Origin of the sequence: Synechococcus sp. H55.7 (assembly GCF_047462395.1) — a bacterium.
In the GTDB taxonomy this organism is placed as follows: Bacteria; Cyanobacteriota; Cyanobacteriia; order Thermostichales; family Thermostichaceae; genus Thermostichus.
The window spans coordinates 1-14,369 of the sequence record NZ_JANSJD010000007.1 but is presented as its reverse complement, the minus strand read 5'-3'; the positions used below and the strand labels follow the sequence as shown (position 1 = coordinate 14,369).

The window sequence follows — 14,369 nt, the reverse complement described above, 5'->3', positions numbered from 1 at the left end:
GGCAGACTCAGCGCGGCTGGCCTGGATGGACTGATGCAGCTCCTGGATTTCTCGGCTGTTGGCAGCAACCTGTTCAGCCGTCCAAGCCAGCAGTTGCTCCACCCGATCTAAGCGGTCTTGACTCTGACTGTTCACCCGGACGCTCCGCCTTGCGAGTTAAAGTTAATCAACGCGCTCAGGCAATTATAAGCAAATCTCTGCCAACTTCGAGCTAAACTCGACCAAACAAAACAGGTGGCATTGTCAAGCCATAGAGCGAGCTGCTACTCCCAGAGCCGCCGAATAGGAGAGCGATGCAGCAACCGATGAGCCTCAGCCAGCAACTCTGGGATCCGCAGATGCTCTGGACAGCGGGGTAAACAGTCGCCGCATTCGGTACAGCGGTCGGCAGGCAAGCCCGGAAACCAATGTCCGGCTTGGCCAAACATGTTGTAGCGGTACTGGGCAAACTCTGTCATGTCGTGGGCAATGGCCAAGTTGCGCAGCCGCAGCACTTCGGGGATGTGAATCCCCTCTGGGCAGGGCAGGCAGGCGTAGCACTGAGCGCAGCGGCTGGATCCCAGACGCTCCTGCTCGGCTTGGCGCAACCGTTCCTGGATCCGTGGGCCCTCCACCCACCAACGGTCGGGATCCTGCAAAGCAGACAAGGCCACCTGCAACTCCTCAGGATGAGTGACACCCAAGCTGAGGGTGTGCACACGCGGATCTGCCAGCAGAAAACGATAGGCAAACTCCAAGGGGCTGAAGGGCGCACAGCACTCTTGCAGGTGTTGAGGGGGGCGATAGAGCATTCCCCCTTTATCGGCGGGAGAAATGATGAACACGCCCATATCCTGCTGGGCAGCCGCTTCCAGAGCCGGCGCATTGCGCTGTTGGAAAAAGTGATGGTGCAAATTGACAAAGTCAAAGCATCCGGTCTGGATGGCCTGCAGGATTAACTCCAGGGATCCATGGGTGGAAAACCCAATGTGGCGCACCCAGCCTTCTTGCTGGAGCTGCTTGAGAATCGGCAGCCCTTTCTGCAGTACCCACTCCAGATGTTCCGGCAGATTGATACCATGAAAGGCAAACTGATCCAAATAATCCACCCGCAGACGGCGCAGGGATGCCTGCAGCCGCTCCCGCAGACAATCGCTGGGAGTGAGCTTGCTGGTCAAAATCAACTGATGGCGTGGGAAGGGCAGAGCTGGCAAAATCTCGCCCAAGAGCGCCTCGGCGTGACCATAAGCCTGGGCCGTTTCGATGTGGTTGATCCCTGCAGCCAAGGCTGCCTCAACGGTTGCCTGAGCCTGATCCCTGGGCACATTGACCAAGCGCATGCTGCCCAGAGAAAAGGCTGAAATGAGCTGCTGGGTGCGTCCAAAGCGGCGGTAGAGCATTCCGGTTCTCGCATCCAATCGTCCCCTCAAGGCGGGAGACAGCCTCAGATTGCCGGGTACAGGCATTGTTGGGAATTGTTGCCCAGCAGTTCTGCTGCCAGCCGGATCGCCTGCTTGAGGCTCTCGGCGCGGGCCACCCCTTGGCCGGCAATATCGAAGGCGGTGCCATGGTCAGGGGAGGTGCGGATGAAAGGCAACCCGATCGTCAGGTTAACTGCCCGCTCAAAAGCCAGCATCTTCACCGGGATCAGGCCTTGATCATGATAGAGAGCCAAGTAGGCATCGGCCACGGCTGGGGATCCTTGGCCGTGCCAGGCTTGCGCGGGAGCCAGCCACATGGTGTCAGGGGGAAGCGGCCCCCAGATTTGGGCGTGGGGATAGGTGCGCAGCAGCTCGGTCAGCCATTCTTTTTCCTCAGATCCCAGTTGACCCCGTTCGCCGGCATGGGGATTGAGGCCGGCCACCGCGATCACGGGATCCGGGATCCCGAAGGTGTGGCGCAGGGATCCCACCAGCAAGTCCAGCTTTGTGCGCACTAAGTCTGGGGTCAGCACAGTGGGCACTTGGCCAAAGGGAATGTGGGTGGTGGCCAGCAAAACCCGCATCTGCCAACTGCTGTGGGGGGAACGGGCGACAAACATCATCCCGTAGCGTTCAGATCCGCTCAGTTGGGCCAACACCTCTGTTTGGCCGGGGAAGCGGTAGCCGGCTCGATGCCACAGATATTTGGCGATGGGCGCTGTCACGATCCCCTGAAACTCGCCCCCCAGCGTCTGTTCGATTGCCGTTTTCAGGTACACAAAACTGGCCGCCCCACCCTCGGCATCCCCTCGACCAATACGGCCAGACTGTAACCGAAAGCCTGTGTCGCATTCCAGCATTGGGATCCCTGCCGGATCGGCCAAGGTAGCCGCACACCTCTCCCTCAGTAGGCAGTGGGTAGCTTCCAAAACCTGCCGATCGCCCACCACGGTAATCCGCGCACAGGCCCGCACCTCGGGCTCTGCCAGCGCCTTGAGCACAATCTCCGGCCCAATTCCCGTGGGATCCCCCAACGTCAGGGCCAGTTTGGGCAGTGACAGGCTCATCAGGTCTTCTCTCGACAAGACAGGCGCTCCTTTTTCTTTTCTTGCCAATTCCTAGAGATCCCCCAAAAAGGGGGATACGTTAATCCATTCTGGCCCCAGGCCCGCCAGCAGGCTTTCTTCTTTCCGCTTCCAATTTCTAGAGAGCACGCAGAAAGCTGAAGCAGGACATTATCGCCGCAACCATCCAAGTTCCCGAAGAACGTTAGATTTTTGAGATTTTTGTTGCCAATTGATTGCGGATCCCTGGCAAAGGATTGACTGAGCAGGGGATTCGTTAGAGAGTATTTTCACCGGCTCGGCCGTCTGTACTTTGTCGCAGTTGTTGGCTGCTCTGATAGTCTTGACCGAGTAGGCACTTGTAAAGAGCTTTCCACCTATGGCCGACCAGGTATCCAAATCTGCTTGGAGGATCCGTTCCCTGCTGCTGCCCCTGTTGGCGGGGGCTGCCCTCGGCTGTGGGGGGAGTGGCAGCAGCTCTCCGTCTCTTTCGCCACCGGCTGGGGAGCCTGTCATCCTAAGAGTGGATCCGGTCAGGGGCCCCTTCACCAAGCTGGCCGATGCAGTTGCGGAAGCGCAGCGGCTACAGAGCGCCACAGCGGGGCTAGAGGTGCTGATCCAGATCTTGGGGACGGGCAGGGAAACTTTGCAAAGCAACCTGGCCCTGGATGGGGGCGACGGCACCAATGGCGGGCGCATTCGCGTCACCAACTCCACAGCTTACGAGATCCTCACCGGCCTGTTTGACGTGATTGTAGCCAGCCAAACCAGCCTGCAGGGGGTGGACGTGGTGCTGGGGGGCGGACGGGTTCAGGTGAACGACGGCACCTTTCAGCCGCGCAAGGTCACCCTCAACGATCCCCGCTCCAACATCTTGGTCAACGGCAATGCCGCCGTCCTGGAAGGGGCTTTGGGCCAACTGGCTCAGATTCTGTGCCAGCAATTTTTGGATCCCTGTGTGCAGATCTCCGGCAATGGCCGAGTCGCGAGCGTCTCACCCATTGTCAGCAAAGCCGGTGGGGTGGGTATAGGCACTGTGCCGGGGAGCAATCCCACCCTCGAGAACAACGCGATCCTCCTGCAAGCTCTGGGAGCTTTGGCGGTTCGCTACAGCAACAACTCCGGCGGGATCTTCCGCAACAACCAGATCGAAGGGGATCCGCCTACTGCTGCGGCTGGGTTGGCGCTGCAGGCTCGCCAGACAGATGCCGGCGGCACCACCGGGATCCAACTGGATGGAGCGGGATCGGTGCCGGCGATTCAATCCAACCAGATCGGCGTGGGCAGGATAGCCGGCAGCGTCGGCATTCGCATCTTGCAAGGAACCCAGGCCCGCACCATTACCGGAAATACGTTCCTAGCTCGGGGCGAGGGCGCGGGGGTAGCCATTCAAGTAGCCCCCGGCACACCGGCGGCAGTAGTCGCCGCCTACTTGGCCGGCAACAGCTTCCAGGGGAACTTTGCTGAGAGAATCGGCGGCGGATCTGCGCCGACGCCGACAGCGACCCCTGTTCCGACTCCGAGGCCATCTCCAACTCCCCCGGTGCTCGGCACCGGCCCAATTCAGATTACTCTCACCTGGAGCACTATCGATGACCTTGACCTATATGTCACGGATCCCAGGCAGCAGACAGTGTTTTTTGACAATCGGGTTATTCCTTCTGGGGGACAGCTAGATGTGGATGCCAATGCCGACTGCGTTGCCGTAACAGAAAATCCTGTAGAGAATGTTTTTTGGGCCTCCACCCCGCCCTCAGGCCTGTACCTTATTGAGGTGAGGTTGTTCCGGCGCTGTTCTCAGGTCACTGCTCCCATTCCCTTTACTGTAACAGTTCGCAAAAGCGGAAGCGCCGCACAAACCTTCAGCGGATCGGCCACCTCTCCTAGCTCTGCGAGCAGGTTTACCTTTTCCTTTCCCTAAAGTTGGCTAAGGCTGGCATCCATTCGTCCTGGACACCCCCATTCCAGTTCTTGACTCAGGGATCCAGAAAACTTTTCCCCACCTTGCAGACAAGTGAGCCGCACAAGTTCAAACAGCCATAGCGGCCACAAAACACCTTCTTGAAGCAGAGTTCTTCTCCCCTCTCCCAGGGGGAGAGGGGTCGGGGGTGAGGGGCAGCAGTGCCGAGTGCAGGGGATCCCTATTCCACGGCGGCCTTGGCTGCTTTCGCCTCTTTGGCGGCTCTCATTTCTGCCAGAATCTCCTCCGGCCGCTTGCCAGCCCGCTGGGATCCGGCAGGCAGCTCATGGGGATCGATCACCCCCTTGGGCAGGTAGGCAAACTCCCGCAGCGGCGTCACCATCGGGTCTTCCGTGACCTTGGAAGGCAAACGGCCCATCGCCACCTGGTGGTAGTTGAGGTCGTGGCGATCGTAGGTGGCTAGCTCATAATCTTCGGTAACCGAGAGGCAATTGGTGGGGCAAAACTCCACACAATTGGCACAGAAAATGCACACTCCAAAATCGATGCTGTAGCTGTAAAGCTCTTTTTTCTTCATCTCGGTGTTATAGGCCCAGTCCACCACCGGCAGGTCGATGGGGCAAACCCGAACACAGATCTCGCAGGCAATGCACTTATCGAACTCGAAATGAATGCGTCCCCGAAAGCGCTCGGAGGGGATCAGCTTTTCAAAGGGGTATTGCACAGTCACCGGGCGACGGCCCATGTGGTCGAAAACCACCCCCATCCCCTGGCCGATGTACTTGGCCGCTTTGAAAGCATCGCTTACGTATTCGCCAACTCGCTTCAGAAAAGTCATGGCCTGTTCTCTCCCTCTCTCGCTTTCTTTACTTTCATTACTTTCATTCAACCCCCGAAAACGCTTGGGAAGGCGAGTTTCAAAGCTGCCGTCAACAGCAAATTGACAAACGAGACGGGCAGCAGAAATTTCCACCCCAAGTCCAGCAGTTGGTCAATACGCACCCGCGGCAAGGTCCAGCGCAAGAGGATGGCCAAGAACACGAAGATAAAAGCCTTGACCATCGTCATGAGAATCCCTAAGACCGCCGCGCCGATCTGCAAAAAGGGGTTGTCCAACGGGATCCCAGCCCAGGCGGCGATCGTCTCCACCGGCACCACGAACGACCAGCCGCCCAAGTACAACACCGCTGCAATCAGGGAAGCCAGCAGCAAGTTGGCGTAGGATCCCAGATAAAACAGGGCAAATTTCATGCCGGAGTACTCCGTTTGGTAGCCAGCCACCAGCTCCTCCTCGGCTTCCGGCAAGTCGAACGGGATCCGCTCCGTTTCCGCCAGGGCCGAGATCAAGAAAATGACAAAGCCAATCGGCTGCCGCCAGACGTTCCAACTGAGGATCCCCAGTCCGCTCTGCTGCTCCACAATCCCCACGGTGTCCAAGCCGTTGCTCATCAGCACCACCGCCAGCACCGACAGAGCTAGGGGTAGCTCGTAGCTGATCGACTGGGCCGCCGCCCGCAGCCCCCCCAGCAGGGAATACTTGTTGTTGGAGCCGTAGCCGGACATCAACAAGCCGATGGGCTGCACGCTGGAGGTGGCGATCAGGAAAAAGACGCCGATGGCGATGTTGGAGATCAACAGGTTCTGGCCGAAGGGAACCACCAGGTAGCACAAAAAGACCGGCAGGAAAACGAGGATCGGCCCCAGCGTGAACAAAACCGGGTCGGCCAGGCTGGGCAGCACATCTTCCTTCGTCAAGAGCTTGAGGCCATCGGCAATCGGGATCAGCACCCCCTGCGGCCCGGCCATGTTGGGGCCAATCCGCTGTTGGGCCGCTGCCGAGATCTTGCGCTCCAGCCAAGTCATCACCATCACCCCTAGAGTGGCGGCGATGACCAGCAACAACATGGGTAGGGGCATCCAGAGGGCGTGGGCAGCACCTGGGCCCAAGCCCAAGTTTTGCAGGGCAGTCTCAAAGCCAAGCTGTAGGTCGATACCGGCAGTTGTCATGGGGTTGAGTAGCTCCCTAAAGACGGTGAGTCAAAAAAACCTTGGATCCCGTGCGTTAACTAAGCCTTGCCGTTGGGATCCGACTGAGGGGGACGGTGGCGGCGGCGTAGCTCCTGCTGAATGATGGCCTGGAGGCGAGCATCGGATAGCTGCTCTGCGCGGCGACGCCTTTCTTCTTGGTACTTGGCCCATTGCTTGGGGCCGATAATTGCGGCAATAGTTGCAACAATCAAGAGCGGCAGAACCAAGATCGCCCAGGCCATCGCCTTTATCCTCGCTTTCCTAGCGGTATTTTAGCGATCCACCTCCCCCATGATGATGTCGATGCTGCCCAGAATGGCGATCATATCGGCTACCTTCATGCCGCGAATGAGCTGAGGCAGCACCTGCAGGTTGACAAAGCCGGGGGGGCGGATCTTCCAGCGCCACGGACAGACGTTGTCGTCGCCGACGATGTAAATGCCCAGCTCGCCTTTGGCGCTCTCCACCCGCACGTAGGCCTCTCCTTTGGGGATCTTGAAGTTGGCCGAGGGTTTTTTGCTGATGAACTGGTAATCGCCTTTGTTCCACTCCGACTTTGGCCCCTCCAGCATGCGTTTGGCTTCCAGATTTTCAAAGGGGCCACCGGGCAGGGCCTTCACCGCCTGCTGGACAATTTTGCAGGACTGGCGCATCTCCTTCATGCGCACCCGATAGCGGGCCAGGCAATCCCCCTCTGGGTAAACGGCCACCTCCCAGTCGAAGTCGTCGTAGCACTCGTAGTGATCCACCTTGCGCAGATCCCAGTTGACGCCGCAGGCGCGCAGCATGGGGCCGGATAGACCCCAGTTGATGGCATCCTGCTTGGAGATGACCCCCACCCCTTCCAGCCGCCGGCGGAAAATGGGGTTGTCGGTAACCAGCCGCTCGTACTCATCTACTTTGGGCAGGAAGTACTCGCAAAAATCGAGGCATTTTTCCGTCCAGCCGTAGGGCAGATCCACCGCTACGCCCCCGACGCGGAAGTAGTTGTTGTTGATGAGGCGCATGCCGGTGACGGCTTCAAACAAATCCAAGATCCACTCCCGCTCCCGCATAGCATAGAGGAAGGGGGTTTGGGCGCCTAAGTCCGCCAAGAAGGGGCCGAACCAGAGCAGGTGGTTGGTGATGCGGGTCAGCTCCAACATGATCACCCGCAAGTAGCTGGCCCGCCGGGGCACCGGGATCCCAGCCAGTTTCTCGACGGCGTTGACGGTGATGGCCTCGTTGAACATGCCAGCGCCGTAGTCCCAGCGGGAGACGTAGGGCAGGTATTGCACCACGGTGCGGTTTTCGGCAATTTTTTCCATGCCGCGGTGCAAGTAGCCGATCACCGGCTCGCAATCGACGATGTTTTCGCCATCGAGGGTGACCAGCAGGCGCAAGACCCCGTGCATAGAGGGATGGTGCGGCCCAAAGTTGAGCAGCATCCGGTCGGTACGGGTCTCGATCATGGGCATGGGCATAGCCGCCGCCTCCGCAACTGAAGAATGTTTATGGTCTGCAACATTTGCAGTATAACGGCTTTCCCGCGGTTCCTCGATCTCTCGGGCCATCAGGGATCCCAATTTTCGTCATTGAGGATCCCCTAATGGGTTCGGCTAGAGTGTTTTAAAAAAAGGTAAGGAGAGGGATGGCGGCATCTGGTTCACCCCCGAATGGCTTATCTCGGCGGGAGCAACAGCATCCGCTATATGCTACCGACAGGGCTGTGCTTGATGAGCTGATGGCGCAGGCTCGGGAGAACCCTCCCTCCGATTGGGTGCTGGCCGAAGTCGCCCGTCTGCGCATCCGCTATCAAGGTTTCCCTGGCGCCTGGGATCTGCAGCAGGATTTGGATCAGATCCTGGAACAGTGGGGCCTGAGCGAAGAGGAGCTGTTTGCCCGCACCCGCCAGATCCACGCTCGCGGCCAGGTGTACGACCGCAGCTTCAGCACGCGAGACGACTGGGCCTAGGAGGCCTGGAGTTGCTCCGCAAAAACAGGATCCAGAGGCACATCCAAAGCGGCGATGACCTTGGTCCAGAAGTTCATAAAGCCGATCCAGGCCGAGAGCTCCACCAGATCTTCATCCGACCAGATGGCTTTGAGTTGGGCAAAGAAGCTATCGGTAACCACCATGCTGGGCACGGTCATGCGCTCGGCGTACTCGATGGCCAGTTTCTCCGCCTCGGTGTAGAGGGTGCTGGTGCGGGCCTGGGCCACCGCCGCAATTTTGGCCGGGCTAGCTCCGTGTTTTTGCGCCTGCAGGGTGTGGTAGGGCAGGCAGTAGTGGCGGCAGCCGTTGATCTGGGCAATGCGGATGCTGACCAGCTCCTTCAGCTCTTCGGGCAAGTTGGGGTTGTCGGTGTGCAGCGCCCCGTAAAGGTTCATCACCGCCCGCATCAGTTGCGGCTTATGGGCCATCACCTGTAGCGGGTTGAGGGCGGTGCCATAGGTTTTCTCCAGGCTTTCGTAAACCTTCTGCAGTTGCTTGTCGGCTTTTTCTGGGGGAACAGGAGGGATCCGCATGGATGATCTATAAAATTGCAGCATTCTCGACTTTAGCGCGTTTGGGGGATCCGCCCAAGCCTTCCACTCCGCTGCCCTGGCTGTTTCCTCAGGGATCCCTGCTCCCGCCCAGGATTGAACTTCGAACCTTCCGGCAATTCTTGCCTGAAAAGCTTTTCCCGGTCATGGGTTGCCCAAGGATTGCTCGATGGCTTCTACCTGCTGTTGGGTGGCCGTAGCCCCTTGATTGAGGGTTTGCTGGAGCTGTTCCCGCGACTGGTAGATCTGCAGCGGCCCTCCCTGGGGGATTCCTTGCTGGGCGGCCTCAGGGCTGGCCTGTTCCGGCCTCGGCTCTGAACCGAGCGGGTTGCGATAGAGGCGGTTCACAACCAAAAAGCCCACCAGCACCACGGCAGTTGCCACCAAAAGTCGAACCATACCCGGATCCCTTGCGAGCACCTGGTTCTAAAATGCCCAAAAAGAGCCTCAAGTATCAGAGGTCGGGCACAATGGTGCAGACTGCTCAGCCGGTACGGGTTGGCATTGGCGGCCCGGTGGGATCCGGAAAAACCGCCCTGGTGGAAAAGCTCTGTCTGTCGCTGCGGGATCACCTGTCTTTGGCCGTGGTGACCAACGACATTTATACCCGCGAAGATGCCGAGTTTTTGGTGCGGGCCAAGGCGCTGGAAGCGGAGCGGATCATCGGCGTGGAGACCGGCGGCTGTCCCCACACGGCCATTCGGGAAGACGCCTCCCTCAACCTCGATGCCATTCAGGAGCTGGAGCGCCGCTTCTGTCCCCTGGATCTCATCCTGGTGGAATCGGGGGGGGATAACTTGGCAGCCACCTTCAGCCCAGAGCTGGTGGATGCCTGCATCTATGTTATTGATGTGGCCGAAGGGGACAAGATCCCGCGCAAGGGGGGGCCGGGGATCACCCGCTCTGACCTGCTGGTGATCAACAAGATCGACCTGGCGCCCTACGTAGGGGCAGACTTGGGGGTGATGGAACGGGATGCCCGCCGCATGCGGGGGGACAGGCCTTTTGTCTTCACCAACCTGCGCACGGGCGAGGGGCTGGAGCAGATCCTGGGCTGGCTGGAGCGGGAGGTGCTCTTTCGCTCCATCCAGGCCGATTCTCCCTCTGTGAGCCACCTGTGAACTTCGGCAAGGCCCTCTTGAAGATCAGCCGCCAAGGCCAACAGACCCACATTTGGGAGTATTCTCAGGCCCCCCTGCAATGGCTGGGATCCCCGGGTGAGCCGCCACTCTATTACCTACGCAACCCCAATGGTGGACTGCTGGGCGGGGATCGCCACCGCATCGCCATCGAGCTGGGGGCAGGCGCAGCGCTGGAAATTCGCACCCAAGGGGCAACCCGCCTCCACCCCGGCCTGAGCCGGCAACAGGCCAAGGTCAAGCTGGCTCCCACCAGCCAACTGATCTGGATCCCTCACCCGACCATTCTGGGCGCAGGAGCAGACTTCCGCCAACAGGTGCAGATCGAACTGGATCCCAGTGCCCGCCTGGCCTATGCCGAGATCTGGACAGCCGGGCGGCTGGCCATGGGGGAATGCTGGCAGTTTCGGCGCCTTTCCAGCAGCTTGCGGGTTTGGGTCGCTGCCGGGATCCCCGCCTCCACAGACGGGAGCAAACTCTGGCTGCAGGAGCACCTAGACCTGCGCTTTCCCCACCAGCATATCTCCGCCGCGTCGGTGCTGGGATCCCATCTCTGCTGGGGATCCCTGTACTTACTGGGGGATTGGCCAGAGCCGGAGTGGCCGACGGATACGCACCACTGGCTGCTGCGGTCGCCGGATCCCATCTGTCAGGGCTGGATCTTGCGCCAGGTGGGACCCCAGGCAGAGGCCATCTGGCAGCAGTTTGGCCAAGTTGTGCAACAGCTTGCCCCGGCCAAGAGAAGCTCAAACCAGGGGTGGTAGGCTAGGGCTGGCTTAGCCCAACCCGTTGCACGAGATCATGAACGCCGCTCGACGCATTATCAGACGTTCCGTCCGCAAGGGGCGAAGCCGCTGGCTCCTCCTCTACGAAAAAGGAATGGCCCTGCTGGCTTTGGGCAACCTGTGCTTGGTGCTCTTCGACCTCAGCTACGTGCCCTGGCGAGACTTCTGGCTCCAGGGGCGGGTGCAGATCTTCGGTGCCTTTGGCCCTCCCATTCCCTTGCCCATCCTCTCCCAACAGACCAGCCGCTCCCCGGTAACCGACCTGTACGACCCGGTTAAAGGCATTGAGCCCAACCCGGAAACCCAGCGCTACTTGGCCCTGGTGGATGAGCTGCGCCAGGTCACCCTGCGCTTTGGGGTGGAGTCGGAAGCAGCGGCACCGATCCTAGCCCGCCTGCGGCAACTGAGCGACGAGATGATCGAGACCAACCCCTTTCAGGCCGCCAACAAAACTGGCCAGTTTGTGCGCATCCTCAACTTGATGCGGGAGCACATCCCCGAAGCCGACTCGGCCAGGGCTGCCTTCGCCCGCTTCTGGACTGCCGAATACTTGGCCAGCGTCGATCCCAAAGACGGGATCGAATTTTTCCAGGCCCGCCTGCGCCCCCTCTTCGAGACCAATTACTCCCGCCCCATCGGCGAGAGCGGCAACCCGGTGGACTTTTTCCCCCTGCTGGACCTTCCCTTTGCCTTGCTGTTTGGGCTGGAATTTGTGCTGCGCACGGTGGCCATCAGCCGTCGCTACACCGGCGTCAATTGGCTGGATGCCATGCTCTGGCGCTGGTACGATGTGCTGCTGCTGCTGCCCTTTTGGCGCTGGCTGCGGGTGATCCCGGTTACCATCCGGCTGGGACAGGCGCAGTTGCTGGATCTGGAGCGGGTTCGCGCTCAGGTGAGCCAAGGCTTTGTCGCCAACTTCGCCGAAGACCTGACCGAGGTCATCGTCGTGCGGGTGATCAACCAAATCCAGGCATCCATCCAGCGGGGATCCCTGCCCCTGTTGCCGGCAGCCGATCCCTCCCGCAGCTACATCGACCTCAACGAGATCAACGAGCTGGAAGCCATTGCCAACCTGGTTTTTCGCACCGTCCTCTACCGCGTCCTGCCCCAGGTCCAGCCGGAGGTGGAGCAATTGCTCCGCTACAACCTGGGTGGCCTGCTCAAACAACTCCCCGCCCTGCAAACCCTGGAACGGCTGCCCGGCCTCGGATCCCTGCCCGGCCAACTGACAGAGCGCCTGGCCAGCGAGCTGACCACCACCACCTATAAAACCTTGACCAACAGCTTCGAGGATCCCGTCGGCTCCCAGTTGGCGGCCCAACTGTTGCGGCGCTTTGGCGAAGTCTTGGCCAACGAACTCACCCAGCAACATGCGCTGGAGGAAATTCGCTCCCTGTTACAGGACTTGCTGGAAGAAATCAAGATCAACTACGTGGAGCGCCTCTCCCACGAAGATCTGGAGGAAGTGATGGAGCAAACCCGCAAGCTGCGGCAAAAAGCTCAACAACTGCAGCAAGCCCGCAGCGCGTAGGAGTGGTTGACGAGGTTGCGCCGGTTCAGTAGGATAATGTTTCTAGTCCGGGCGAGTGGCGAAACTGGTAGACGCACCGCACTCAAAATGCGGCGGGAAACCGTGTCGGTTCGAATCCGACCTTGCCCATGCCCTCGAGCTGCTAGGCTGCAGGTATTACCCAGCAGATAATAGATAAAGACTTTGGGGTTCAGATGGGATCAATTGGTAGGGATCCGCCTGGTTAAGCTCTCGACAGAGGTGAGCAAAAGACTGGAGACTTTCAAGGCGCTCCGCGAGCTCGCTGAGGGTGTCTAGGTATTCGGCTAAAGCCGCTTGGGAAAGGTACCAAGACTTGTCCAGCTCTTGGAAGTAGGTCATCTGGAACTCGACAGAAAGATTCTTTTCCCTAAGGAAGCGCTGCTCCGGTGTAAGCGCTCGATCAAATGGGGAAAGACGAGCAATGCGCTGGATGCGTTCGCTAGAGATGTGGCCAGCAAAGCCGGGAGCTGTGTACGTATAGGCCGTCCGGAGCTGAGGTCGATCCGCTGGCAAGAGAGCTGCACACCACCTTTCGCTTAGTTCCCGGAAACGAGGAACCTCAAAGTCCAGGGCATCGACGGCATCTTGCAGGTACCCATGCTTAAGCAGAAGCTGGGATTCCGCCACTAGGGAAACTGCCCAACCCTTGAGGGCAATATCGCCAAGCAGTAGGCAGTGGGCCTGGCGCTCAACAGGGATCTGATGGGCTTGGTCGGAGAAAAAGATGCGGGCTTCCGCTAGCGCCTTAAGGGCATCGCGAGGAGAAGCCTCAGGGAATCGGTGCCTGCAGCTTAGCAAGACTTTGAATGAAAAGAGCACGATGCAAATTGGAGATAGCCAACAGAATTTCGGCTCTACTCTGAACGGCCAAAGCTTGCAAATAGGCCAGTTGGCCAGAAAGTGCATCTAGCTTTTGCTGGATGTCTTGGATCCCTTCCCTAACAATCTTTTCTAGGCGGGCAATAGAGCCTTGCAACTGATTCAGGCGGAAATGCATGTAGGTAAAGCCAATAGCGCTAACCCCCAGGTTTAAAACGCTAGCGCCAGCAGCTACCTGAGAAAGCCCCAAAATCTTGGTGGCAGTCTGCTGCAAAACCTCAAGCTTTCGATGAGTGGCTTGGTGACCAAGGGCATTAATCACGGATTCAGGAGATACCGGCGCATTCATCAGCAAGCTGGTCAGGCCAGGAGCTTCGGCCAAATGCTTGACGATGCGACCCGTGGCAGCTTCTCGAACAACGCCACCGTAGCGAACCAGGGATCCATCCAAAAGCCCGCTGACAATCGAAGGAGAAGCAAAAAGGAGAGTTGGAATGAGCATGACTTACGCTCCCAAAGTTCCGGTCACACAAGGTAGAAATCCTTGTTGGCAAAGGAGTTTAAATGTAATGGGGGGGAAATCCAGATAATCTTCGCTTTACTGCATAGAGCCAGAAACGCATCTCTTCGCTTAAGAGGACTCGCATCTTTGCGAAGTCCAGGAAGCTCCTCGTCAGTCTCGAGGGCCACTAGATAAAAAGCACTTTCATCATTGAGATTTTCAGCCGGAAACTTCTCGACTTCCTCTTTCAGAGCCTCAAACTCTTTCTGTGTGCCTCTCCAGATATACTTTGAGTTTTTATACAGAAGCTCACACGCATTCTTCTCTGTTATTTTTTGTCCGGGAGAAAGGTGAGAAAAGTATTCGCGAAACTGGCTAGCCCTCGAGGCTAGCACAACCAAACTGGGGAGCCTGGTTGGGGGTTCGGGGGGCTTGGGTTTGAGCAAATTTTCTGCAAGCCTAAGTTCTGCAAGCCCAAGTGCAGTACAGCCTGTTAAAGAATCAAGGGGTACAGTAGCAACACTTAGCAAACCAACTCTGGAAGCAGGATGGATTGATCAGTAGTAAAGAAGTCTGCACTATCTGCTCCAGGCTATACTTCCCAACTCTGGAAAACTGCCGAATAAAATGCTT

16 protein-coding genes, 1 tRNA gene and 1 pseudogene are annotated in these 14,369 nt (G+C 58.7%); 6 read left to right on the top strand and 12 right to left on the bottom strand.

What is annotated here, in order from left to right:
• Positions 1-263: 263 nt before the first annotated feature.
• Together NW851_RS04815 and pdxA are read right to left on the bottom strand one after the other, a co-directional pair.
• Positions 264-1,379 (bottom strand): aldo/keto reductase, encoded by a 1,116-nt coding sequence (locus tag NW851_RS04815; RefSeq protein WP_414335235.1) that lies wholly within the window; start codon positions 1,377-1,379, stop codon positions 264-266.
• A gap of 44 nt (positions 1,380-1,423) precedes the next feature.
• The gene (pdxA, locus tag NW851_RS04810) at positions 1,424-2,470 is read right to left on the bottom strand and encodes a 4-hydroxythreonine-4-phosphate dehydrogenase PdxA (protein WP_414335236.1); all 1,047 of its coding nucleotides are present in this window, start codon (positions 2,468-2,470) and stop codon (positions 1,424-1,426) included.
• Positions 2,471-2,843: 373 nt separating this feature from the next.
• On the opposite strand from pdxA, the gene NW851_RS04805 reads away from it, so the two are divergent.
• The gene (locus tag NW851_RS04805) at positions 2,844-4,385 is read left to right on the top strand and encodes a right-handed parallel beta-helix repeat-containing protein (RefSeq protein ID WP_414337179.1); all 1,542 of its coding nucleotides are present in this window, start codon (positions 2,844-2,846) and stop codon (positions 4,383-4,385) included.
• A 220-nt stretch (positions 4,386-4,605) separates the two neighbouring features.
• Here NW851_RS04805 and ndhI read toward each other — a convergent pair whose 3' ends face one another.
• From ndhI to NW851_RS04785, 4 genes are read right to left on the bottom strand one after another with little or no spacing between them, the layout of a single operon-like run.
• Positions 4,606-5,223: an NAD(P)H-quinone oxidoreductase subunit I gene (ndhI, locus tag NW851_RS04800; RefSeq protein WP_414335216.1), complete on the bottom strand. Its 618-nt coding sequence runs from the start codon at positions 5,221-5,223 to the stop codon at positions 4,606-4,608.
• A 47-nt stretch (positions 5,224-5,270) separates the two neighbouring features.
• Positions 5,271-6,392, bottom strand: coding sequence for an NADH-quinone oxidoreductase subunit NuoH (gene nuoH / locus NW851_RS04795; RefSeq protein ID WP_414335218.1), 1,122 nt, complete (start codon positions 6,390-6,392; stop codon positions 5,271-5,273).
• 59 nt (positions 6,393-6,451) lie between these two features.
• Positions 6,452-6,655 carry a hypothetical protein gene (locus tag NW851_RS04790; RefSeq protein ID WP_414335220.1) on the bottom strand — a complete coding sequence of 68 codons (204 nt, stop codon included), beginning with the start codon at positions 6,653-6,655 and terminating at the stop codon, positions 6,452-6,454.
• Between the two features lie 30 nt (positions 6,656-6,685).
• A complete protein-coding gene (locus tag NW851_RS04785; protein WP_414335237.1) occupies positions 6,686-7,870 on the bottom strand; it encodes an NAD(P)H-quinone oxidoreductase subunit H in 1,185 nt (394 codons plus the stop codon).
• A gap of 173 nt (positions 7,871-8,043) precedes the next feature.
• Between NW851_RS04785 and NW851_RS04780 the strand changes: the two genes are divergently transcribed.
• Positions 8,044-8,367: a DUF3288 family protein gene (locus NW851_RS04780; RefSeq protein ID WP_414335221.1), complete on the top strand. Its 324-nt coding sequence runs from the start codon at positions 8,044-8,046 to the stop codon at positions 8,365-8,367.
• Here the strand turns inward: NW851_RS04780 and NW851_RS04775 are convergent.
• Together NW851_RS04775 and NW851_RS04770 are read right to left on the bottom strand one after the other, a co-directional pair.
• Positions 8,364-8,921, bottom strand: a complete 558-nt coding sequence (locus tag NW851_RS04775; protein ID WP_414337178.1) for a carboxymuconolactone decarboxylase family protein — start codon at positions 8,919-8,921, stop codon at positions 8,364-8,366. The genes NW851_RS04780 and NW851_RS04775 overlap by 4 nt on opposite strands.
• A gap of 162 nt (positions 8,922-9,083) precedes the next feature.
• Positions 9,084-9,338 (bottom strand): hypothetical protein, encoded by a 255-nt coding sequence (locus NW851_RS04770; protein ID WP_414335225.1) that lies wholly within the window; start codon positions 9,336-9,338, stop codon positions 9,084-9,086.
• A 71-nt stretch (positions 9,339-9,409) separates the two neighbouring features.
• Between NW851_RS04770 and ureG the strand changes: the two genes are divergently transcribed.
• The 4 genes from ureG to NW851_RS04750 all read left to right on the top strand — a co-directional run bounded on the left by ureG (position 9,410) and on the right by NW851_RS04750 (position 12,523).
• On the top strand, positions 9,410-10,060 hold the full coding sequence (ureG, locus tag NW851_RS04765) for an urease accessory protein UreG (protein WP_414335227.1): 651 nt from the start codon (positions 9,410-9,412) through the stop codon (positions 10,058-10,060).
• On the top strand, positions 10,057-10,842 hold the full coding sequence (locus NW851_RS04760) for an urease accessory protein UreD (protein WP_414337177.1): 786 nt from the start codon (positions 10,057-10,059) through the stop codon (positions 10,840-10,842). The genes ureG and NW851_RS04760 overlap by 4 nt, the downstream gene beginning before the upstream one ends.
• Positions 10,843-10,879: 37 nt before the next feature.
• Positions 10,880-12,394, top strand: a complete 1,515-nt coding sequence (locus tag NW851_RS04755; RefSeq protein ID WP_414335231.1) for a hypothetical protein — start codon at positions 10,880-10,882, stop codon at positions 12,392-12,394.
• 49 nt (positions 12,395-12,443) lie between these two features.
• Positions 12,444-12,523, top strand: a tRNA-Leu gene (locus tag NW851_RS04750).
• A gap of 27 nt (positions 12,524-12,550) precedes the next feature.
• Here the strand turns inward: NW851_RS04750 and NW851_RS04745 are convergent.
• The 4 genes and pseudogenes from NW851_RS04745 to NW851_RS04730 all read right to left on the bottom strand — a co-directional run.
• Positions 12,551-13,234 (bottom strand): hypothetical protein, encoded by a 684-nt coding sequence (locus NW851_RS04745; RefSeq protein ID WP_414337176.1) that lies wholly within the window; start codon positions 13,232-13,234, stop codon positions 12,551-12,553.
• Positions 13,185-13,736 (bottom strand): hypothetical protein, encoded by a 552-nt coding sequence (locus NW851_RS04740; RefSeq protein WP_414337175.1) that lies wholly within the window; start codon positions 13,734-13,736, stop codon positions 13,185-13,187. The genes NW851_RS04745 and NW851_RS04740 overlap by 50 nt, the downstream gene beginning before the upstream one ends.
• Before the next feature lie 23 nt (positions 13,737-13,759).
• Positions 13,760-14,266, bottom strand: coding sequence for a hypothetical protein (locus NW851_RS04735; protein WP_414337174.1), 507 nt, complete (start codon positions 14,264-14,266; stop codon positions 13,760-13,762).
• Positions 14,238-14,369 (bottom strand): annotated as a pseudogene (locus NW851_RS04730) (IS630 family transposase); the annotation flags it as partial. The gene NW851_RS04735 and the pseudogene NW851_RS04730, both read right to left, overlap by 29 nt.

Bases quoted from the DNA above. Each gene is read 5' to 3' on its own strand.
- NW851_RS04815 (WP_414335235.1), bottom strand. From the start codon at position 1,379: ATGCTCTACCGCCGCTTTGGACGCACCCAGCAGCTCATTTCAGCCTTT.
- NW851_RS04805 (WP_414337179.1), top strand. From the start codon at position 2,844: ATGGCCGACCAGGTATCCAAATCTGCTTGGAGGATCCGTTCCCTGCTG.
- ndhI (WP_414335216.1), bottom strand. From the start codon at position 5,223: ATGACTTTTCTGAAGCGAGTTGGCGAATACGTAAGCGATGCTTTCAAA.
- nuoH (WP_414335218.1), bottom strand. From the start codon at position 6,392: ATGACAACTGCCGGTATCGACCTACAGCTTGGCTTTGAGACTGCCCTG.
- NW851_RS04790 (WP_414335220.1), bottom strand. From the start codon at position 6,655: ATGGCCTGGGCGATCTTGGTTCTGCCGCTCTTGATTGTTGCAACTATT.
- NW851_RS04785 (WP_414335237.1), bottom strand. From the start codon at position 7,870: ATGCCCATGATCGAGACCCGTACCGACCGGATGCTGCTCAACTTTGGG.
- NW851_RS04780 (WP_414335221.1), top strand. From the start codon at position 8,044: ATGGCGGCATCTGGTTCACCCCCGAATGGCTTATCTCGGCGGGAGCAA.
- NW851_RS04775 (WP_414337178.1), bottom strand. From the start codon at position 8,921: ATGCGGATCCCTCCTGTTCCCCCAGAAAAAGCCGACAAGCAACTGCAG.
- NW851_RS04770 (WP_414335225.1), bottom strand. From the start codon at position 9,338: ATGGTTCGACTTTTGGTGGCAACTGCCGTGGTGCTGGTGGGCTTTTTG.
- ureG (WP_414335227.1), top strand. From the start codon at position 9,410: ATGGTGCAGACTGCTCAGCCGGTACGGGTTGGCATTGGCGGCCCGGTG.
- NW851_RS04755 (WP_414335231.1), top strand. From the start codon at position 10,880: ATGAACGCCGCTCGACGCATTATCAGACGTTCCGTCCGCAAGGGGCGA.
- NW851_RS04740 (WP_414337175.1), bottom strand. From the start codon at position 13,736: ATGCTCATTCCAACTCTCCTTTTTGCTTCTCCTTCGATTGTCAGCGGG.